The following is a 22,298-nucleotide window of genomic DNA, read 5'->3' as shown; positions in this document are numbered from 1 at the left end:
GGGCGATACTTTAGGCATTCGTTCCCTAAATGTTGACGCCTCAAAAGTAGTAGTATGGCCGACGCACCCCAATCCACGACTGACCGAATTCACTCGCCACGCATCTGGGCCCTTGTTGGTTCGTGCTTGGCTTTTGCCATCGCCGTAAAGCTGCTCCCCTATTTAATGACCGCCACCGGGATGCAAGCCGAGTGGTTCTCGCAAAGCTTTTTCTGGTCGTTCACACCTTATTTGGCCGTTTGCTTGTTCGTTGGCGCGATGCTCGGGAATCGCTGGGCCGCATGTGGTGTGGTTCTAGGCTCGCTGCTCTTAAGTGATTTGGCGATCTGGGGCATCACGGGCCAATTCAGTTGGGCGTTTTATCCGACGCTGCCGGTAATGTATTGCTGCGTTTTGGCGATCGTCGTGCTGGGCTACACCATGCGATCTGGCAGCACCTGGGCCGGTGGGATCACCATGGGAATCTTCGCCAGTGTTGGCTATTTCGTAGTGACGAACTTCTTTAGCTGGATCGCCTTGCCTGAATACACCAAGGACGTCAACGGATTGATTCAATGCTACGTGATGGCGATTCCTTTCTTCCGCAATATGCTGATGGGAACGATCTTCTACTCCGCAATTCTGTTTAGCCCGGCGATTTTGTCCTTGGCAACTCCAGCGACGAAGTCGGACGAAATCGTTTCTCGCCCAGGCCAGGCGCCATCGCGGTAGTTACGTCTTTCCCTCGTTGACGGCGACAAGCGGGTGCTCGATAAAGAGATCGCCCCTCAAAGCTGCGTCGCGAAGATTCGTCTCTATTGGGCAGTGCCGCTATGCCACAACTGACAGGCTCGATCGTTAAGTATCCGGCCCGGAATTTGGTCGTTTGGTATTTGGCCCTCATCTTGATCGGCACCGTTCTGCTGACGCTTCCGATCTGCCGGGGCGAAGGTGCGGAATCGATTTCGCGATTGGATGCCTGCTTCACGGCGACTAGCGCCAGCTGTGTTACCGGCCTAGCCGTACGTTCCACGCCAGATGACTTCAGCTTTCTAGGGCAGTTGGTCATCTTAATCCTGATCCAAATCGGTGGGATTGGGATCATGACGATTACGACTTACACGCTGTTTAACCTGGGGAGCAAACCGAGCCTCAGAGCCCGGGCGATCCTCACAGAAACCCTCGGGGCTAGCGACGACGCCGATTTAAAATGGATCTTGCGACACGTCCTTCTGGTTACAGCTTTCAGCGAAGGGGCAGGCTTTTTCATTCTTTTGGCTCGCAACCTCAATCTTTACGACAGCTTCTTCGAGTCGGCTTGGCACGCATTGTTCCACTCGATTTCTGCATTCTGTAACGCGGGCTTTGCGCTTCATAACGATAGCCTAGTCGGCTTTCAGGGAGACATCATTGTCAACTTGACGATCTCCGCCCTGATCATCGTGGGAGGGATTGGCTTTCCCGTTCTACTCGACTTGAACAAGAATTGGCGGAAAGGGGTACTCGAAGGGTGGGCGAGCTTGCACATCCATTCCAAATTCATGCTGATTGGAACTGCCTTCTTTCTGCTGGGTGGATTTCTCGGCACATTGGTGCTTGAGTGGGACGGCGTCCTGCAAGAGATGCCGCTATGGAAGAAACTACTCGTTTCTGGCTTCCATTCGGTAAGTTGTCGAACGGCGGGCTTCAATACGATCGACTTAGCGTCGCTGACCAATGCCACGCTCTTTATCTCGATGCTGCTGATGTTGATCGGAGCAGGCCCTTGCTCGACCGGGGGTGGCTTTAAAGTCTCGACCGTTATGGTTATGGCCGTTCACGCATGGAAAACTTTTCACGGAATGAGCCGGATCAACTTTGCACGAAGAACAATCCCCGAGATTGTGATCCAGCAAGCGACCGCCACCGCTCTGCTGTTTACGGTTGTCGCCATCGTAGCCCTGACCGCCTTGCTGGTTTTTGAACAGTCAAGCGTTCCGCACCCGAAAAGCCAAGGAGTGTTCCTGGACGCGGCGTTCGAGGTCGTTTCAGCCCTGGGAACCGTGGGCCTTTCGACAGGATTTACCGGTTCGCTCTCAACCGTCGGCAAGATGATCATCATCGTGCTGATGTTTTTAGGACGGCTGGGACCGATCTCGGTGTTCGTTGCGCTTTCGCACACCCAAAGACAGACTCCGGTTGAATACCCGAAAGAAGAACCACTTATAGGATAGGTACGCTATGCCCGCCATGAAACACTTCTATATCCTTGGGCTCGGGTCGTTCGGAGGCGCATTGGCTAGGAAGCTAAAAAAGAACGGCTGCCGGGTTACCGGAGTCGATAGCTCGCGTGAAAACGTTGAAGAAATCAAGGACGATCTGTACGAAGCGATCATCGCCGATGCGACTGACTACGAATCACTACAGCACCTCAATCTGAAAGAAGCAAACGGCGTCTTCATTAGCATGGGTGAAGATATCACACCGTCTCTTTTGGCCACATTGCACGCGAAAGAACTAGGCGCTAAACGCATCATCGTCAAAGGCGTTACGAAGGATCACGGCAAGCTTCTAAAGAGTTTGGGAGTCGAGCGTGTGATCTTCCCGGAAGCAGAAATTGCCGAGACGTTGGCTGATCGCATGACTTGGCCGAACATCATTGACTTTCTGCCGATCGACCCTGAGTACAGCTTTATGGAAGTCGCTGTGCCTGACGCGATGGTTGGCAAATCGCTGATGAATCTCAACCTTCGTCAGCAATTCGGCGTGTGGGTTGTTGGTGTGAAAGATCCGATGACTGGAAAGTTGGCAATGTTCCCCGATGGCGGTTACTCGCTGGGACTCGATCAGCTTCTTTTGGTCGTCGGCAAACAAAGCTCGCTCGAGCAGTTACGTAACGAATCGTAAGAGAACAAACGTCGGAATGCACGAGCCCGGAATGTTTGTCTAATAAGTTAGTGTCCTATAGAATATCGCCAGTCCCACGATTCCCTCCTTCAGCTTAGAACGGCCCACATTTCTTAAACTGGATCGTCTCTAGCCTATCCCCCACCCGAATGGTCGGATTAATCCGATTCGCCGCTCTTCCTGAAGAATTTTGATTGACAACCTAAACCCCTTGCGGGGTGCGAACTTCCCGCAATGCGAGTTAATAACGGGGCCTGCGCCCCAATCGCCAAGAGATCCTAATCGCCACAATCAACGAAAACCTCCTTTTTTCACAAGGCTATCCCGGGCGCACTTTCTGTGTGTTATTATTTGACGCAACCTTGCTGATTAATGGAAGATAGCCAACGCCACGGAGCGACTCCCCCTTGAACGTTCTCTTTGCCAGCAGTGAGATCTATCCATTCGCCAAGACCGGGGGTTTGGCGGACGTGGGCGGAGCTCTGCCGGTCGCTTTGCGCAGCTTAGTCGATCACGTTACGGTGATCCTTCCAGCATTTCGACATATCTACAAATCTGGCCTGCCGATCGAAGAATTACCGATCTACTTCGACGTACCGGTTGGCGGACGGATTGCCTCGGGGCAGCTGCTTAAATCGCATCTCCCGAATTCGGATGTTCCGATCTATTTTGTCAAGAACGACGAATACTTCGATCGGCCCGAACTTTACCGCGAAGCTGGGAACGACTATCAAGACAACTGCGAACGATTCGTCTTTTTCTCGCGCAGCGTGCTGGAAGCGATTCGCTTGCTTGACCTAAAGGTTGACCTGGTCCACTGCAACGATTGGCAGACTGGCCTGATCCCGGCCTACCTGAATATCGAGTACCGGGCAACGCATGGCTACGAGAACATCGCCAGCGTGCTGACCATTCACAACATGGCCTACCAGGGCAATTTCTGGCACTGGGACATGCTGCTGACGGGACTCGACTGGAAGTACTTCAACATGCATCAGATGGAGTTCTACGGCCATCTGAACTTCCTCAAGACGGGGATCGTCTTCGCTGACGCGATCACCACGGTCAGCCCTCGCTACGCCGAAGAGATCCAATCGCAGCCCATGGGTTGCGGCCTAGAAGGTGCTCTGCGTGAACGAAGTAAGGTTCTCGCAGGCATCGTGAACGGCGTCGATTACACCCGTTGGAATCCCGCGACCGACGACGCTCTGGCAGCCACGTACGACTTGAGCAGTTGGCAAACCAACAAGCCGAAGTGCAAGCAAGCTCTCCAAGAGGAGTTCAACCTGCCAGTCAATCCGAAGGCTCCCGTTATTGGGATGGTCGGTCGAATGGCCGATCAAAAAGGCTTCGATTTGGTAGCCAAGGTGATTCGCGATCGAGCCAAGAATTGCGATTGCCAATGGGTCATCCTCGGAACCGGCGAACCGCATCACGAAGCCATGCTTCGCGAACTCAGCTCGATGTTCCCCAACAAGATTGGCGTGAAGGTCGAGTTCTGCGAAGGTAAGGCTCGACGGGTCGAAGCTGGCGCCGACATGTTCCTGATGCCTAGCCTGTATGAACCATGTGGCTTGAATCAACTTTACAGCCTCAAGTACGGTACCGTTCCGGTCGTTCGTGAGACTGGTGGCTTAGCCGACACTATCACGAACGTGACGCCCGCCTCGCTAGAAGTTGGCACAGCCAATGGCTTCAGCTTCCGTGAGTACTCGGCCGAGGCGTTGCAGGATATCCTGGAACAAGCACTAGGCACCTATCGGGAAAACCCTGAGACTTGGAAACAGATCGTTGAGACAGGTATGTCGCAAGATTGGTCGTGGGATCGTAGTGCCCAGCAGTACGTCGAACTCTACGAGAAAACGATCAAGGCTCGCCGCAGTATGTAGCGTCGGACGCCGACAAGGAAGTCGCCGTGAGTCTTAGTTCCGGCAATCAGCTTCGCCGAGATCCTCTGCTCGGCTATCAGGTCGTCATTGCCGAAGGTCGCGAAGACCGCCCACAGCAATGGAAGCCATCAATCCCGCCTCCCTCCGCCATGCGATGCCCCTTCTGCGGAGGCCACGAGGATGCCACTCCTCACGAACGCCTAGCTCTTCCGGCCGATTCATCTCGGTCAACCGATCAAATGCCCTGGGAAGTTCGGGTTCTGCCAAACATTTACCCTTCCCTCTCGCCCGACTTCAGCGACGAAGTCCCCACTCACCAAGATCCGTTCTACCAAGTCGAGACGGCCAGTGGCGTCCAAGAGGTGATCGTTGAATCGCCACGGCACGTTACCTCCTTTTCCCAACTGCCGGAAGCGAATGCGATTCTCACGTTCCAAGCCTATCAGCAGCGTCTCAACACGATGCGGGCGGATGGTCGTTGCCGTTACGTTCAGCTGTTCAAGAACAATGGACCGGCGGCCGGAGCCTCACTGGAACACTCGCACAGCCAACTCATGGCTACGCGAATTGTGCCGCCAATTGTCCAGCATGAACTAGATGCCAGTGAGGCCTATTTTCGCAAACATGATCGGTCGTACTGGAGCGACCTCATCGAGCGTGAACTGGCAGACGGATCGCGGATCGTTCACGCCGACGAGAACTTGGTGGCGTTCTGTCCGTTCGCCTCTCGAATGCCGTTTGAGCTCTGCATTTTGCCACGCTCTGGGCAAGCCGATTTCGGGGGTGCAAATTCTACGCTGTTAGAACAGCTTGCCTTATTGGTACGCTCGCTCCTGGTACGAATGGAAAAGGCATTAAATTTCCCGGCATATAACTACCTGATTCACACGTTGCCGTTTGACACATTCGCAAAGGATCACTATCACTGGCATGTAGAGGTTTTGCCGCGCGTGACGGTGAGGGCCGGATTCGAGTGGGGGACGGGTCTCTATGTGAACCCTCTCTCTCCCGAGCGAGCTGCTCAGATCCTCCGCAATTCGGTCTGATCGATACGGATGACATAATCCGTCAGGTCACCGCCGTCCGGCTTTAAAAGTCGTTTGGAAAAGCTAGCTAAAGGGTACCGGTTCTGCCGATTCGTCCTGTATCTTCCCAGGCGAACACCGCCGCATTACCTCCCCAAATCCAGGATTACTCCCCCCGAGAAAAACATGAGCAATACGATCCGTCTGTGCTTGGTCCTGCACAATCATCAACCGATCGGCAATTTTGATGGCGTCTTCGAGCAGGCCTACCAGGACAGTTACCTTCCCTTCCTGGATGTCTTTGATTGCTACCCCGACGTCAAGATCGGTCTGCACACTAGCGGCCCGTTGATGGAATGGCTGGACGAACATCATCCTGAATACCTCGATCGTCTTGCGGCGCACGTGAAGAGCGGCCGCATCGAGATCATTGGCGGTGTCTTCTACGAAGCCATCCTGCCGATGATTCCACCGCGCGATCGCGTTGGACAAATCGCCAGCTACACCAAATGGCTAACCGATCGCCTGGGTGCCAAGATCCAAGGCATGTGGATGCCCGAGCGGGTCTGGGAACAACAGCTCACCGCCGACATCGCCGACGCTGGCATTCAATACACGATCCTGGACGACTTCCATTTCAAGAATGCTGGACTCGCGCAAGACGAACTGTACGGCTACTACGTGACCGAAGAATACGGCAAGCTGCTTTCCGTATTCCCAGGCAGCGAGAAGATGCGATATCTCTTGCCGTTCGCTCCCGCCCAAGACACCATCAACTACCTGCGTGGTATCGCCGATCAGTTCCCCAATTCGGTCATCGTGTTCGGTGACGACGGCGAGAAGTTCGGTACCTGGCCCGATACGAAGGCTCACGTCTACGATCGCGGATGGTTAGCCCAGTTCTTCGAGCTGCTGACGGCCAATAAAGATTGGCTGATCACGACCACCCTAGCCGAAGCGACCGAAGCGTTGCCGCCCGTTGGCAAGGTTTACATCCCAGAAGGTAGCTATCGCGAAATGACGGAGTGGGCAATGCCTGCTCAGCAGCAGATGGACTACGAAGATCTGGTCCACGAAATGGAGCATGACGAACGCTGGGACAAGATCAAGCGTTACATCCGTGGCGGGTACTGGCGAAACTTCAAGGTTCGCTACCCAGAAACAGACGAGATGTATAGTCGTGCGTTAAGCATTAGCAATCGCCTGGCCGCTGCCGAAGCCAACGGATGCGATTCACGTCTGCTTGAATTGGCGAAGCGTGAACTTTACCGCGGTCAATGCAACTGCAGTTACTGGCACGGAGCATTCGGCGGCACCTACCTGCCTCACCTTCGAAATGCGGTTTACAACCACTTGATCGCAGCGGACAACCTGCTCGACCAAGCCGAACACAAACCTGCTTCGTTTATCGAAGCTGAGGTGGCCGACTTCAACCTGGATGCCCGGCAGGAAGTTCGCCTGGAAGACGAGAAGCTGATCGCCTTGTTGGCACCCGCCACCGGCGGCACGTTGTACGAACTCGACGTTCGCTCGATCTGCCACAACTTGCTGGCTACGTTGTCACGTCGCCCAGAAGCTTATCACCGCAAGGTGTTGGCAGGACCTTCCGCAGCCGGTGGCGAAGTTGCCTCGATTCACGATCGAGTCGTCTTCAAGCAGGAAGGCCTCGACAAAATGCTCCAGTACGACACCTATCAGCGTAAGACGTTGGTCGATCACTTCTTCGACAACAACGCTTCGCTGGAGCAAGTCGCACTGAACAACGCAATGGAACGTGGCGACTTTGTCGAAACGCCTTACGAAGCTAAGCTGCGTCGCAATCCTGATCGTATCCAGGTTCAAATGTCGCGAGCCGGCAATGCCTGGGGCATTCCGCTGACGATCACCAAGGGTGTAACCATGACCGCTGGTAGCAGCGTGCTTGAGATTGCCTACCTGCTGGAAGGCCTCCCACAAGATCAGGCGTTGCACTTCGCCGTGGAAATGAATCTGGCGGGCCTGCCATCGGGTGCGGATGATCGTTACTTCCACCAAGCCGACGGCAAAAAACTGGGCCACTTAGGCACGCAACTGGACCTGCACGAAGTCCAAGACTTGGGTTTAAAGGACGAATGGCTCGGAATCGATTGTCGCTGGAGTGCCGATCGCCCAACAAGCTTGTGGACGTTCCCGATCTCGACGGTCAGCCAGTCCGAAGGTGGCTTTGAGATGGTCCATCAAAGTGTTTGCATGATGCCACACTGGTGGGTTCAGGGCGACGCCGAAGGCCGCTGGAGCGTTGTCATGCAGCTCGAAATCGACACGGCCATGGCCGAAAGCCGCATGCCGAAAGTGGTTCGCGAGAGCGTGAACGCCGGTTAAGTGAATTGGCACCCGCCAAGTTGCCTTAAACGCATCAATATTAAATGATCCGAACAGGTGCTGGTCACAAAATGATCCGCACCTGTTTTTGTTTGTAAGCTGATTAACATCTTGTCGAATTCTGACCGTAATCTGACAGCGGATGGCGAGATTTCGGTTTTCCGAGCCCTCTGAGAAGTCTAAAATACGTATCAATTAGCGCGGAATTCGACCCACACACATAACAGGGAGTTAGCGATGAAATTCGCTTGGCAGATCGGACTAGCAACACTTTTAGCCGTCGGTTTCGTCGGAAACGTCAGCCCAGCCTGGGCCGCAGATGAAGCCCCAGCAGCCGAAGACACACCGGCAGCCACCGAAGAAAAGACGGAAGAGTTCGCTCCGACGTCGGTCGAAGAAGGTACGACAGAATTGATTTCGCTCCTTCGTACTGGTGGTGACGCCAAGCTTCCGCCGAAGGAACGCTATACCAAAGCGGTCGACATGGTCGAGACGATGTGGGGCATGGATCGCACGCCTGCCGAATCCAAGCAACTGTTCACCTTGAAAGTTCAATTGCTGATGTCACTTGAACGAATGGGTGACGCGGAAGCCGGCAAGCAAGCCAGTGAATTCCTGACCAAGACCAGCGAAGGAAGTGATCCCGAACTCGCCTCGCAAGCTCGCAAAATGATGTTCAGCATCCGCATCGGTAAAATTCGCTCGATGGCACCTGCCGAACAACAAGCAGCGATCGACGAGATCAAGGGTGAGATCATGGAAGGTGAACCGACCGTGAGCTCGGCCGACCTCGCCTCCCAGTTGGCGAGCAGCTTGTCGTACATGCTGAAGCCAGAAGATGCGGCGAAGGAAATTGGCGATCTAGCCGACCACTTCAAAGACTCTGGCGACTCAGAAGTTGAAAAGGCCGCTGCTTCCCTAATCGGCATGGCACGACGCTTCAACCTGCCAGGCAATCCAATCGAACTGACCGGCACCACGCTGGACGGCAAAGACCTCAACTTCCCGGCGGCCTTCAAAGGCAAGACCGTGGTTGTCGACTTCTGGGCTACCTGGTGTGGTCCGTGCATCGCAGAATTCCCGAACATGAAGAAGCTGTACAAGGCCTACCACCCACACGGCTTCGAGATCGTCGGCATCAGCCTTGACGACACCAAACCCGTCGTCGAGAAGTTCGTTGAAGAACGTGAAATCCCTTGGACAATCGTTTGGAACGACAAGGGTGGCGATCGAGGTTGGTCCGATGTCAACTCGGTTCGTTACGGAATCACCGGTATCCCTACGATGATCTTCGTTGGTAAGGATGGCAACGTTGAATCGATCACAGCTCGCGGTCACCAGCTCGACAAACTTCTGGCAGAAGCTTATCCAGACGTGAAACTGGAAGACGAGAAACCGGAAGCCAAGGCCGAAGGGGCTGGCGAATAATTCCGCCCCAATCGACGTTTCGCGATTGCGAAACCTCGATGCATCAATTTGATAATTCAAATGGCTGCTTATGAAAATAGGCAGCCATTTTTTGTGATTTAGAATAGATTTCCAAGCAACACGAAGCGCATCGGTAGATCACGATCCAATTCGATTTGCCTCCGCTCCTTCGCAACTCTTTTTCACGCAACCCAGGAACAGACGATGACACGCGGTTGGAACGTATTCACATTGGCACTGCTTTACATCGGTGCGATCGGAATCAGCTCACCCGTTTTTGCGGATGAAGTGGCCAATCAAGATTCCGCTACCACAGAGAAAGGCTTTTCGCCTGCTTCGGTCGAGGAAGGGCTGACGCAAGTCGATGCCTATCTTCGTGACCAATCCGACGAAAGCTTCTCGATCCAAGATCGCCTGAAACAGGGCATCAAAATGCTGGACCAAATCTGGCTCATTGACTCGGAAGCAGAACCGAAGAAGAAGCTCATTTGGATGCGATTCTCGCTGCGCATGGCTCTAACGCGGATGGGCGAAGAGGAAAGCCTCACCGAATTGGCTGCCGAACTAAAGAAGGCTGGCGAGATCGACAATCCGGAAGTCGCAGCCGAGGCGAAGGATGCTTCGCTCACGCTTGAGTTGATGCTCCTTCGTGAGGAAACAGTTCCGCAGCGACTCGCGTTCGTAAAGCAGAAGGCGAAGGAGATCGAAGCGATGGAAATCAGCCCGCTTTCCGCAAAACTGGGCATGACACTCGCCAAGAATCTAGAGATTGTCAAAGACAACGATCAGGCCTCGTTAATCGTAGAGAGCCTAGCCAATCATTTCGCGAAGTCGTCCGACGAAGCCATCCAAGAGATTGCCACCGACATGCAAGGCTTCGCACGCCGAATTAACCTTGTCGGAAACACGATGAAAGTCGTTGGCAAGAAGCTCGATGGCGCAGACTTGAACTGGGCCTCTTACAAAGGGAAAGTTGTGCTGGTCGACTTCTGGGCCACCTGGTGCGGTCCATGCATCGGCGAGTTCCCGAATATGAAGAAGCTGTACGAAGCCTATCATCCGCATGGCTTCGAGATTGTCGGCATTAGCCTGGACGATTCCAAAACGGATGTCGAGCAGTTTGTCGCCGCCCGTGAACTTCCCTGGACGATTGTCTGTAACGCCGAGGGAGACGACTATCGCGGCTTTTCTGATGAAAACGCTCGCTACTACGGGATCAATGCGATCCCGCAAATGATATTCGTCGGCAAGGACGGTATCGTCATCGATACCGAAGCTCGCGGCGAGCGACTAGAAGAACTGTTAGCCGAAGCATTCCCAGATGTCAGAGTCCCTGCAGAACAAACGGAACCCGCCGCCACCGAGTAACCGCCCCGCGGCCAGCTTACCACCAAAAAGGAAACGGGTTCGTGCGTTAGGTGCGAACCCGTTTTCGTTTCCACTCAAGATAGTTGAGTAACTCGGGATGGGCGGTTAAGGATTCGACGGTGCGATAGTTGCGTCCAAGCTCTTTTTCGTCAGGGATCAAACGATGGATCATCTTGTGGCACATGTTGCACACATCGATCGTTTGTTGCATCTGCTCTTTGGAGAAGCGACTCTTAAACCACGATTTGCGATGACAGTGACGTGGAATAAGATGATGCTCATTGAAAGCTTCATCTCCGCATAGTTCACACAATGTCATTGCCACGTACCTTTCGCATCGAGATCGAATCGATCATTTTCGGCAGACACGCGCGGTAAACAGTCCGTTCGCAGTCAGCTACGAAAGCAAATCGTGGATCACGTTGCCATGCACGTCGGTCAGCCGGTAGTCACGCCCGGCGTAGCGGTAAGTCAGCTTCTTGTGATCGAAGCCCAATGCGTGCAGCATGGTGGCGTGCAGATCATGGACGTGGACGGGGTTTTCTTCCGCTTTGAAACCGGTTTCGTCGGTCGAACCGTAGACTTGTCCACCCTTGATCCCACCGCCAGCCAACCAGCAAGTGAAACCGTAGTGATTGTGGTCGCGACCATTTACCTTACCGGCATTCGAGCCAGGCTTCGGCAGTTCAACAGTCGGGGTCCGGCCAAATTCACCGCCCCACAGAATCAGGGTGTCTTCAAACAAACCTAATCGCTTGAGATCGGTGATTAGCGCCCCGATGGCCTTATCGCACTGACCTGCCAGGCGGCGATGATTTTTCTCCAAGTCGTCGTGACTATCCCAAGGCTGACCTTGGTCGTGGAAGACCTGAACAAAGCGAACACCCCGTTCGACTAACCGACGAGCAATCAAGATCTGACGGGCCTGGATGCCATCGCCGTAGGCCTCTAGAACATTCTTTGGTTCGCGCGAAACGTCGAAGGCGTCGGTCGCTTCCATTTGCATTCGGTAAGCCAACTCGAACGATTGGACGCGTGACTCCAGCGCGGGATCAAATCCACGTTGCTCTCGATGTTGAGCATTCATTTGCTGAAGAAGATCGACCTGCTGCCGTTGGGCGTCCAGCGAGAGATGCGAGTTCTTCACATTCTCGATTAGCTTTTCAACTTCCGTATACCGCGTGTCGACATACGTTCCTTGGTACACACCTGGCAAAAAGGCAGACTGCCAGTTTTGGGTCTGCTTGGTCGGATAGCCATGCGGGCACATCACAATATAGCCAGGCAGGTTCTGATTTTCGGTCCCCATGCCGTAGGTTAGCCAACTACCAAATGCAGGACGCACGGCCACTGAGGCCCCACAGTTCATCAAGCCCAGGGAAGGCTCATGATTGGGCACTTCGGCATGCATCGAACGAATCACGGCGATGTCGTCGATATGCTGGGCGGTGTGCGAAAAAAGTTCGCTAACTTCGATCCCGCTCTCCCCATACTTCTGAAACTTGAAGGGAGAACCAAGGGCAGCGCCCGTCTTTCGTTCTGTGCGCAGGTTCTCTCCGCCCGGCAACGGCTTACCATGGTATTTGTTTAGCAGTGGTTTCGGATCGAAGGTATCAACGTGCGACGGACCACCCGTCATGAACAAATGAATAACATGCTTCGCTTTCGCCCGGAAGTGAGGTGGCTTCGGTGCAAGTGGGTTTTGATAAGAAGCTGCCTGGGCGGCCGATTCAGCGTCGGCAGCCAACAGCTTGTCGTCACCCAGCAAACCGGCGAGCCCCATCATTCCCAGTCCGGTTCCCATTCGCGTCAACATATCGCGACGACTGAGACAAGCTTCCGGTCGGTGTGAGTATTGGCTATTCATCGTCAATGTTCCGATTCGTATCTCTGAAGGGCAAATGAGATGGGGGCAGATCAAGCAAAACTGTTAGTCGACAAACATGAATTCGTTCGAGACTAACAACACTTGGGCAATGCTATCCCAAGCCGACCAGTTGTCGCTCTTCTGGGCATTAGTGATATATTCCAAGAACATCTTTTCTTCCTCCGGTTTCGGAGGCCGCTGCAGGATGCTGTGGAACAGATGGCTAAGCTTTTCGTGATCGCCGATCTGCGGTTGATCCGCCCAACTGCCCGTTAGCTTTTCTGCCTGACGACCAACAAACGGACTATTGAGCAGGTACAACGCTTGTTGAGGAACACTTGTCTTCGAGCGTTCCGGGCTCGTGGCATCGGGGCTGGGATAATCAAACGCACGATACAAGTTCGGCAAGTCTTGTCGATCGACAAACCCATATACGGTTCGGCGTGGCGGGTACGGATCTTCCAGAATCTTGACGGCGCGACCACCCAGCGAGTCATCCATCGCGCCGCTGGCAGCCAACATGGCATCACGCATTTCTTCAAACGTAAGGCGGCGGCGATTCATCTTCCACAGTAAACGGTTCTCGGGATCCCGTTCACGCAATTCTGGTCGATCCTTACTCGATTGTTGATAGGTTGCCGAAAGCATGATGTGCTTGTGCAGTTTCTTCAGCGACCAATCGTTCTTCTTCAAGTAGCTGGCCAGGTGGTCTAAAAGCAATGGATGGGTTGGTGGATCGCTTCGAACACCGAAGTCGCCTGGCGTTAAGACCAGCGGCCGATCAAAGTGCCCCATCCACACTCGATTGGCGATCACACGTGCGGTTAGCGGATTGTCATCGGCGATGATATCTTCCGCTAACTCTAGCCGCCCGCTTCCTTTCTCGTAGGAAGGTGCTTCGGTTTCATTCAGCACGCGGACAAATTGCCGCGGCACTTTGTCGCCTCGACGTCCGGGATCCCCACGTAGAAAGATCACCGGTTGCCCGATTCGATCACGATCGGTAACCGCCATTGCCCGAGGCGGGGCACCTGGCGAATCAATCTCGTGCCCGCGAATTTTCCCTTCAATTTTTTTCTGGACGGCATGCTCGCTCGTGAACGTTGCCGCGCGGACATCGTTATCGCCTAAAGCGAGAGGTGAGTTGCCTTGCATCAACGCTTGGCCTAGTTCCTTCTGCGTACCTTCCAGCTTGTCGACGAACGCTCGATCGAAGTTTGCCTCGACGAAAGCCTTGCCAACCGGTTTTAATAATTCGTCGTAAACATCAACCAAGGCCGCCAACGTTTCGGGCTGGTTGGCAGCAATCGCTTCACGAACAGCTGGATTAAGCGTACTGCCTTCCGCCGTCCACTTACCAATCAATGCTTTGTGCTCAGCGGCGAATTTCTCTTCGCCGAGTTCGCGGGTCTCGAATAGCGGTCCCCAAATTGGATGATCTGGCTTCCACTGCTGATCAGCGAATGCTTTCCATTTGTTGACCAAGTGAGGACGTACGTTCTTTGCTTCCTGTTCGTTTTGCTCGTACTTGGCGATCTCGACTTCCTGTTGCTTCGAAACCGCACGCACCATTAGGTCGAAGAAATAAGTACTGGCCTCGGTCCGAACTGATTTCTCGACATTGGCATGATGATCGGCGAGTTCTTGCTGGAGTTCGTCGTAGCGTTTTTTGAATTCCGGATAACGTGGGTCAGAATCAATCGCTCCGATCAGCGGCGTCGTTTCATTGAGCGGATCGAACACACCATAAAGGCCATAGTAGTCGGCCATGTTAATGGCATCGTACTTGTGATCGTGACAACGAGCACACGTGACGGTGAGACCTAACACGCCACGAGTGACGACATCGATTCGATCGTCGATCGTGTCTTGATGCTTTAAGAACTGACGGCCGATTCGAATCAGCCCAAGCCCTGCCAACCGCCGATCTCCCTCTTCAGCGAAGTAGTCCGCAGCAAGTTGTTCTTTGATGAATTCGTTGTAGGGCGTATCTCGATTGAAGGAATCGATCACATAGTCACGATAGGCGTGAGCGTACGGAAATCGCCGATCTTGTCCGTCGTTCAAATAGCCCCGCGTATCGGAGTAACGAGCCACGTCCAGCCAGATGCGTCCCCATTTCACGCCATATTGCGGCGAGGCCAATAGACGATCAATAAGCTTCTCGTAAGCGTCCGGGCTTTCATCGTTGACGAACGCGTCAACTTCCGCCTGAGTAGGAGGCAAACCAGTCAGGTCGAAGGTCGCTCGGCGAACGAGTGTGCGGCGATCGGTCAGTTCCGCCGGAACGATCCCGTTGTCGGCGAGACGCTTAACGACAAATTGGTCGATTTCATTCTTTGCGAAATCACCAGTCACTTCTGGGGCAGGCGGATCTTGAATTGGCTGATACGCCCAATGGTGCTGCTTATCATTAACCAGTCGCTGATCGAAAGACAATGCCTGGATCGGCTCTGCTTCACCAGGCCAAGGCATCCCTAACTTGACCCATTCTTCGATTGCGCCGATCTCTTCCTTACTCATTTGACCGGAAGGAGGCATCTCGAAGGTTTCATACCGAATAGCCTGAATCAAGCTGCTCTCTTCGGGGTTGCCCTCGACGACGACTTTACCGGAGTCGGCCCCCTTAATGATCGCGGAACGTGCATCGAGGCGCAGACCCGCCTCTTGCTTTTCGGCACCATGGCAACTGATGCAGTGCTTCATGAGGACTGGACGAACCGACTTCTCGAAAAACTCGACGTGCTCGGCCGGGAATTTGGTTTCGGCAGACGCAAACGACGGTAGAAGGCACACCATCGTCGCGATGGATAACGCGAAAATCCGCATGGGCATGATACGCTGAGGGAGGGCGAGGAAGGTTCAAAAAGGCGGGAACACGAAGGATTCGTGCACTACCTATTGTACCGTGACCCTGCGGCTAGGTCCAAGTCTATTTACCCAGCCCTAGCCACCTACGCCCGCCACACGAGGGGCATTAGAGCGATTATGTCCCCTCTTTGGCCCCTTGCCGTTTGCGATCGGCGATTTTCTTTTCGATAGGCGTGAGTCGCAGAGATCGAACTCGCATATTAAGCAGTTCGACACCTAGAGCAAACGCCATCGCAAAGTAGACGTATCCTTTGTCGAAGTGAGCCCCGGCTCCCTCGGCTACCAGCATCACGCCGATCAAAATCAAGAAGCTGAGGGCCAGCATCTTGAGGGTTGGGTGCCGCTCGACAAAATCAGAAATCGTGTTCGCAAAGGCGATCATCACGCCAACCGAAATCAGCACGGCGGTGACCATCAACCAGATGCCCGAGATGGCCACTCCAAAAACGTTCACTTGCTCTTTCACCATTCCGACGGCCGTGATCACTGAGTCGAGCGAAAAGATCACATCAAGCGCCATGATCTGCAGGATGACACCGCTAAAGGTCGCCTTAACCTTCTTGGCATCCTCTTCCGAGTGCTCTTCATCGTCTAGTTTTTCGTGGATTTCGCCAACACTTTTCCAAATCAGGAATAGGCCACCGACAAAAAGGATGATGTCCTTCCAGGTGACGCCGTTCATTTCAGGGTGTTCGGTCAGCAGTTCCGAGTTACCGACCAGCCATGTCCACTCGAAGATATCGCTCTTTAAGCTCATCACCCAAGAGATCGTGCATAGCAGGATAATCCGCATGACGAGCGCCGCGAGAAGCCCCATTCGGCGGGCATTAGGTCGCTGAGCTTCCGGCAAACGTGCCGAAACGATCGCGATGAAGACGATGTTGTCGATCCCGAGAACAATTTCCATCGCGGATAGAGCAATCACCGCGACCAAGGCTTCCCACATGCTGTTTCTCCCCACTTCCCCTCAAACTGAACTGTCGCATCATAACTTACGCTCACCGCAACAACCATGCCGTTTGGGCAGCCTTCGCCGCATGAACCAGACGCTGGACAAACCTCTCGTCGGCTGACACGACGTTGATGGAACGGCTAAGCTCGACAAGAACGGACCCTCCATCCGTTGCATCCCCTTCAGCGTCCAAGCAAAATAGACGACTCGCGTAACGATTGCTACTTAAGGATTTCGCCACATGTCCACACTTCTTGATCGTCGTCAAATGCTTTCTTTGTCCGCAGCAGGTGCATTGGCGTCGGTGGGATTAGGCCTGGGTGGTCTACCGTCAGCCAAAGCGGCCCCAAAAGATGCGTCCTCGATCCGTTACTGCTTCAACACCAGCACGATCCGAGGCCAAAATCTGACGATCGAAGAAGAAGTCGACATCGCCGCCAAGGCGGGCTATCAAGGGATCGAACCGTGGATTTCGAAGATTGAAGACCACAAGAAGGCGGGCAAGAGTCTTGCTGACTTGAGGAAGCGAATCGACGACTCCGGCTTGAAGGTCGAAAGCGCGATCGGCTTCGCGCAGTGGATTGTCGAAGATCCGGATAAGCGCAAGCAAGGACTTGAACACGCTAAGCGTGATATGGCCCTACTAGCTGAGATCGGCGGTACCCGAATCGCCGCCCCCCCGGCCGGCGCCACGAATGGCCCCAAGCTGGATTTGCTGGAAGTGGCCAAACGGTACCACGCCTTGTTGGAAGTTGGACAGCAAACGGGCGTTGTCCCGGAACTAGAACTGTGGGGCTTCTCGACGAATCTATCGCGTCTCGGAGAAGTCGCTATGGTGGTAGTTGAAGCTAACCATCCTGATGCATGCATGATGCCGGACGTTTACCACATCTACAAAGGCGGCTCCGACTTCAGCGGCCTGAGCGTAATCAGCGGCAACGCAATCCCAGTGTTTCATATGAACGACTACCCAGCCGACCCGCCTCGCGAGAAGATCAACGACGGAGCGCGCGTCTTTCCTGGCGACGGTGTTGCCCCTCTGAAGTCAATGATCCAGACTTTGCTGGGCAACGGATTCGCAGGCGTCTTCTCGCTCGAACTCTTCAACGCCGAATACTGGAAGCGTGACGCGTTGGAAGTCGCCAAGGAAGGTCTCGACAAGATGAAGGCCAGCGTTGCCGAAGCGACCAGCTAGTTCCGTCGCTGACGAACGGGAAAACCCGACAAAGCAAAAGGCCCCCAGCAAATTGCAGGGGGCCTTTTTAATGGAATCGCTGAATATTTCTGGTGGTGTTAGCGATACTTCTTTTCCATCGCGATGCTGTCGGCAATCCAGACGAATGAACCTTCCAAGTCACCACTGCCATTCTGCCGCTTCACAGTGACCTTTACATCCCAGAGAGGTTTTCCACTTTCTTTGTCGGAAATTAGAAAGATATGTGAGACGTAATAAGTCCCTTCAAAGGCACTTGTTGCGAAATCGCGGACGTAGGTTTCCTCGAGGGGCCCGCCATCCCATTTGGTAATCTCGCGAATGATGTCGCGTGACTCGAAGCCTTCGAGTTCCTCCTCACGCATGCTGCTTTCCGCGTAATACGCCGGCAGCGACGTCTTGGCTGGCGGACGCGACGAGGGATGTGTCGTCAGCTGATGGGCTTCCATGTACTTCTTTTCAAGGATCAGATCGAGCCAATCGGCAGCCATTTCACGCGAAGCGGTTACCAACGCATGCTGTTTCACCGCAGACTGCGTAACACTCAGACCAAGCCACAACGCTGCCAGGCCCATTCCCGCCAGGGCCATCCCTTGTCCAGTGAGAAGTTCCGAGCGACCGATTTGGTAATAGGCAACCAGGCTAAGAATGATTGCGATGACCGGGACGATCCACAGCACCGAAGTGAATACCGCCAAGACCGAAAGAATCCCCAATACCAATCCCACGATCGCCAATCGGCTGATTTCGCGGTATTGCATCAGGTCTTCGTTTTCAGCGGAAAATCCGGCGCTCGTATGCTGCTGGGCGGAATCGGCCATGATTCGGTAGTCGTCGGTTAGAGAAGAAGTACGGTTTCTGGGAAAGGGAGCCCACTACTTTTTGTCGTGATTAACTTCGTCCTGAGCTCGTTGGATGCGAGTTCTAGCGTACTTACTGACGTCGAACGACTGGCCTCCCATACTCATACCTAAGCTGGAAGGCAATCCAACGACCACGGTGCCGTAGATCTGCCCCACGCTAGAAGGAACACCACTTCGCATCATCTGAGCAAATCCGTCGTCACCGACTGGCGAGGAGAACAGCGAGAAACAAATCCAGCCGTACAGAACGACTGTCTGCAAACCGCAACCAACCCAGTCGAACGCGGTGTCATACTTCTTTCCCATACGTACTGGGAACTTGGAAAGTTGATTGCAAATCAGCTTTGCTATCAAAAAAGTGATGATAAACACGAGCCACATGCACGCGAACTCGGTAAAGGCGCTCCATTCGGGGGCTTGGTCATTAATCAGATTGGCTAGAAGCTGGGCGTAATTGAATGACAGAGCACTACATAGAATGATCAACAGGCAGTTCAGAAAATTCGTCCAAAAGCATTGGCTGTACGCCACTGCAAAAAGTACGACGGGAAGCCCGACGACGAAAACCCAAAAATGTAAGCCCACGGCAGATATTCCTGATGGAAGTTTAAAAAGGGAAGATACTCAGATCGCCCTTTGTTATTCTTTGAGTACGCGGCTGATTTCTTCGATCGAAGTGACCCCAGTCGCCACCAGGCGGATGGCTTCTTCCTGCAAGGTTCGATTGCCGGCTGCTTTCGATGCAGCACGCACTGCGTCCAGCTTGGGTGTTTTGACGATTGCCCGACGAATTCCGTCGTTGACTTTCATCAGCTCGAAGATGCCAATTCGACCGTAGTAACCGACCCCGCCACAGTGTTCGCACGGCGGCTTTTGGGGTTCGTCCGGACCTGGAGGGGTTGGCGTTTTGTAAAGCTTGTCGACCTTGTCAGGCGACAAGCCAAGACGCTTCAACATTTGCAGGTTCGGTTGAAACTCTTCGCGACAGTTCTTGCACAGCCGGCGACACAACCGCGTGTTGAGCACGCCAATTAAGGCCGACGCATACTGATCGGCGGGTACCTTCAGCGAAAGCAACCGCAACACGCCTTCGGCCGCGTCCTCCTTCACGTTGACACTAGTGAAACAGATACGGGTGCTGTTCGCTTGCTCTAACAGCACATTGAACACGGCAGGCGATTCAATGCGGCGAACGACCAAAGCGTCCGGCTGATTACGAATCACAGCGGCCAGCATTTCTTCTGGCTTCTTGGCGCTGCTTTCATCGTAATGCTGTAAGGCAATGTTCATCACTTCCGGTTCGCGGGAGCTCTTCGCTTCGATACCGGCGAAATCTCGCATCAAGCGGTCCGTTGAACTCAGACCGGCGTAGTACAGCGTCGACATGCCCCCTTCTGGTTTGGCCGTGAAGACGAAAAGCCCGTTGGGCATTCCCATCAACCCTTTCACTTCCTGAACCATTTCCGGCGACATCCCCAGATCTTCCAGCGTTTCCAGCTTCGACAAGACCAGCGGCACCACGAAGATAACGCGTTCGCCCGATTGCGTTCCTTGCGAGGTCACCGAGCAATTCAGCTTTCGACCGTCGTATTTGACGAAGAACTCGCCTGATTGACGGGCACGGCGTTCTTGCGGATTGAGGTTGCAGAGCAACTTCATCACCATCAACATCTGATCGCTTGATTCACGGTCGCGGTTTTCACCCGCCAGCCAAACACCATCGATCAGATAACGCATTGCAACGGTGTCCTTGGTGTAGTCCATCATTACCTTAGTTGCCCGACGGGTTACCATTTCGGCAATGAGTTCTTTCACCCAGACGAATGCGTCGGGAAGCTTCCGAGCGTTGTATAGATTCTCGGTATTCTTCGTATCATCTGCCCCCCGAGCCTGGATCTCCATAACGGGACCAGCTTCCCAGCCAGCTTTGATTTCCGACTTCACCTTTCCACCGGAAAGCTTCGAGACGACGTATCGGATGTGATCCTTCGTCATGACCCGTTCGTGTGGATCGACAAGGTTGTTGCGTGTCTTGATGTAGATTCCAAGCGGGATCGCCCACGCCAGAATGGCGAGTACATACCCAAGGAAAAACGGCACGACGGCCGAGATAATCCAAAACGTCAAACCGAAGACGAGCACATTGGGAATCACCCATGCAGGTACCGGCAACTTGCGATCAGGACAATCTTGGCCAACCCAATCGGTGGTCCATACCCACAAGAAGAAGAGCAGGAACATGGCCGCCAACATGATTGGATTTATGTAGCCATATTCATCGGTGGTCCATTTGTACTTTTCCGGATTCGACGCAGCCGTATCGCCCGCCTGAGCAAAAGCCGTGGACTCGAAACCAAATAAATTGAAACCGATCGCCAACAGAAGAAGGCAAAAAACCAACAGAGCGAGTCTTCGCATTAAACCATCCCAGGTTGTGCCACATTGATGCCTTTGAGTGCCATCTTCAGAGCTTCGACGTTTGGAGCCACTGCGAATGCCGTTTCGCGGTCAATCAATTCCTTGTCAATCAGCGACTTGAGGCTCATCGTGAAGTCTTGCATCCCGTCGTCTTTACCAATACGAATCGCGTCGGGGAGCTTCGCGTCTTTCCCTTCCAGAATCAGTTTCTGGACGGTGGGATTCATCGTCATGATCTCGACCGTCGGCACGCGGCCAACGCCCGGCTTAATCGACTTGAGAAGTTTCTGAGCGACGATGCCCTTCATGTTAAACGCGATCGCACTTCGAATCGCGCCGTGCATTTCCTCAGGGAACAAGTCGAGAATACGACCGATGGTACTGGAAGAACTTGAAGCGTGGATCGTCCCGAACACCAAGTGCCCCGTTTCCGCCGCGTGAATCGCCGTGAGGAACGTTTCCTGATCACGCATTTCACCGATGAGAATGATGTCAGGGTCTTCACGCACGGCATGCGCCATCGCGATTTCGAAGTCCTTCACGTCTTGCCCGATCTCGCGTTGATTGATCAGGCATTTATCTTCCGAATAGACGAATTCGATCGGATCTTCGAGCGTCAGAATATGTTTCGAGTAATTGCGATTGATCCAGTTCAGCATTGACGCAATGGTCGTACTTTTACCAGAACCCGTCACCCCGGCCAGCAACACCATGCCTTGGTCGAACTTACAAAGGCTCTCCATCACTGGCGGAAGATTGAGCCCCTCGAAGTTTGGAATCCAGTTATTGATACGACGAGCCACCAGGCCGACGTTGCCCAACTGGGTGAACATGTTCACACGAAAACGCCACGTTTCTCCATCAACGTCGACGGTATGCGCGAAGTCGGCACCGCCGTTTTCTTTAAAGATTCTTGCATTGCGTTCGTCCAGCAAAGGCCACAATAATCGCAGCATTTCTTCCGCTTCGATCGGGCCACGATTCAAGTTCTTTAACGTACCGTGCACGCGAACAATCGGCGGTCGCCCCACCTTCATGTGCAAGTCCGAGCCTTCCAGCTTCACCAAGGCTCGGAAGATCTTATCGACTTCGTATTCGACATCTTTCTTAAGAAACTTCTCGGCAATCGCTTCGTCGATTTCAGCCATGTCTCTGTTCCCTTGGTTCCTATGTGCTAG

General features: G+C 53.7%; 17 protein-coding genes. 9 read left to right on the top strand and 8 right to left on the bottom strand.

Annotated elements, in window-relative coordinates:
* The first annotated feature begins 54 nt into the window (after positions 1-54).
* From C5Y83_RS21070 to C5Y83_RS21035, 8 genes are all read left to right on the top strand, one after another.
* On the top strand, positions 55-711 hold the full coding sequence (locus C5Y83_RS21070) for a DUF6580 family putative transport protein (protein ID WP_105331704.1): 657 nt from the start codon (positions 55-57) through the stop codon (positions 709-711).
* Positions 712-812: 101 nt separating this feature from the next.
* The gene (locus C5Y83_RS21065; protein WP_105331703.1) at positions 813-2,192 is read left to right on the top strand and encodes a TrkH family potassium uptake protein; all 1,380 of its coding nucleotides are present in this window, start codon (positions 813-815) and stop codon (positions 2,190-2,192) included.
* 7 nt (positions 2,193-2,199) lie between these two features.
* Complete coding sequence (locus C5Y83_RS21060; protein ID WP_105331702.1) at positions 2,200-2,865, top strand: potassium channel family protein; 666 nt, start codon at positions 2,200-2,202, stop codon at positions 2,863-2,865.
* 407 nt (positions 2,866-3,272) lie between these two features.
* Positions 3,273-4,754, top strand: coding sequence for a glycogen synthase GlgA (glgA, locus tag C5Y83_RS21055; RefSeq protein WP_105331701.1), 1,482 nt, complete (start codon positions 3,273-3,275; stop codon positions 4,752-4,754).
* A 26-nt stretch (positions 4,755-4,780) separates the two neighbouring features.
* A complete protein-coding gene (galT, locus tag C5Y83_RS21050; RefSeq protein ID WP_105331700.1) occupies positions 4,781-5,800 on the top strand; it encodes a galactose-1-phosphate uridylyltransferase in 1,020 nt (339 codons plus the stop codon).
* 165 nt (positions 5,801-5,965) lie between these two features.
* The gene (locus C5Y83_RS21045) at positions 5,966-8,140 is read left to right on the top strand and encodes an alpha-amylase/4-alpha-glucanotransferase domain-containing protein (RefSeq protein WP_105331699.1); all 2,175 of its coding nucleotides are present in this window, start codon (positions 5,966-5,968) and stop codon (positions 8,138-8,140) included.
* Between the two features lie 237 nt (positions 8,141-8,377).
* On the top strand, positions 8,378-9,568 hold the full coding sequence (locus tag C5Y83_RS21040) for a TlpA family protein disulfide reductase (RefSeq protein ID WP_199195084.1): 1,191 nt from the start codon (positions 8,378-8,380) through the stop codon (positions 9,566-9,568).
* A gap of 204 nt (positions 9,569-9,772) precedes the next feature.
* Positions 9,773-10,936, top strand: a complete 1,164-nt coding sequence (locus C5Y83_RS21035; RefSeq protein ID WP_105331698.1) for a TlpA family protein disulfide reductase — start codon at positions 9,773-9,775, stop codon at positions 10,934-10,936.
* A gap of 46 nt (positions 10,937-10,982) precedes the next feature.
* Here C5Y83_RS21035 and C5Y83_RS21030 read toward each other — a convergent pair whose 3' ends face one another.
* The 4 genes from C5Y83_RS21030 to C5Y83_RS21015 all read right to left on the bottom strand — a co-directional run bounded on the left by C5Y83_RS21030 (position 10,983) and on the right by C5Y83_RS21015 (position 16,620).
* Positions 10,983-11,255, bottom strand: coding sequence for a hypothetical protein (locus tag C5Y83_RS21030; RefSeq protein WP_105331697.1), 273 nt, complete (start codon positions 11,253-11,255; stop codon positions 10,983-10,985).
* 78 nt (positions 11,256-11,333) lie between these two features.
* Complete coding sequence (locus C5Y83_RS21025; protein ID WP_233207302.1) at positions 11,334-12,803, bottom strand: DUF1501 domain-containing protein; 1,470 nt, start codon at positions 12,801-12,803, stop codon at positions 11,334-11,336.
* A 63-nt stretch (positions 12,804-12,866) separates the two neighbouring features.
* Positions 12,867-15,632 (bottom strand): PSD1 and planctomycete cytochrome C domain-containing protein, encoded by a 2,766-nt coding sequence (locus C5Y83_RS21020; protein ID WP_158262434.1) that lies wholly within the window; start codon positions 15,630-15,632, stop codon positions 12,867-12,869.
* 157 nt (positions 15,633-15,789) lie between these two features.
* Positions 15,790-16,620, bottom strand: coding sequence for a TerC family protein (locus tag C5Y83_RS21015; RefSeq protein ID WP_105331694.1), 831 nt, complete (start codon positions 16,618-16,620; stop codon positions 15,790-15,792).
* 247 nt (positions 16,621-16,867) lie between these two features.
* Between C5Y83_RS21015 and C5Y83_RS21010 the strand changes: the two genes are divergently transcribed.
* Positions 16,868-17,821: a sugar phosphate isomerase/epimerase family protein gene (locus tag C5Y83_RS21010; protein WP_105331693.1), complete on the top strand. Its 954-nt coding sequence runs from the start codon at positions 16,868-16,870 to the stop codon at positions 17,819-17,821.
* Positions 17,822-17,919: 98 nt separating this feature from the next.
* Here C5Y83_RS21010 and C5Y83_RS21005 read toward each other — a convergent pair whose 3' ends face one another.
* From C5Y83_RS21005 to C5Y83_RS20990, 4 genes are all read right to left on the bottom strand, one after another.
* Positions 17,920-18,660, bottom strand: a complete 741-nt coding sequence (locus tag C5Y83_RS21005) for a DUF4190 domain-containing protein (RefSeq protein WP_105331692.1) — start codon at positions 18,658-18,660, stop codon at positions 17,920-17,922.
* A 54-nt stretch (positions 18,661-18,714) separates the two neighbouring features.
* Positions 18,715-19,083: a hypothetical protein gene (locus tag C5Y83_RS29170; RefSeq protein WP_146117858.1), complete on the bottom strand. Its 369-nt coding sequence runs from the start codon at positions 19,081-19,083 to the stop codon at positions 18,715-18,717.
* 258 nt (positions 19,084-19,341) lie between these two features.
* Positions 19,342-21,120, bottom strand: coding sequence for an ATPase, T2SS/T4P/T4SS family (locus tag C5Y83_RS20995; protein ID WP_105331690.1), 1,779 nt, complete (start codon positions 21,118-21,120; stop codon positions 19,342-19,344).
* Positions 21,120-22,268, bottom strand: coding sequence for a type IV pilus twitching motility protein PilT (locus C5Y83_RS20990; protein WP_105331689.1), 1,149 nt, complete (start codon positions 22,266-22,268; stop codon positions 21,120-21,122). The genes C5Y83_RS20995 and C5Y83_RS20990 overlap by 1 nt, the downstream gene beginning before the upstream one ends.
* Positions 22,269-22,298: the final 30 nt, after the last annotated feature.

The sequence above is a fragment of the Blastopirellula marina genome (assembly GCF_002967765.1).
In the GTDB taxonomy this organism is placed as follows: Bacteria; Planctomycetota; Planctomycetia; order Pirellulales; family Pirellulaceae; genus Bremerella; species Bremerella marina_A.
The sequence above is the reverse complement of the archived record's forward strand: the minus strand, read 5'-3'. Positions and strand labels throughout refer to the sequence as shown.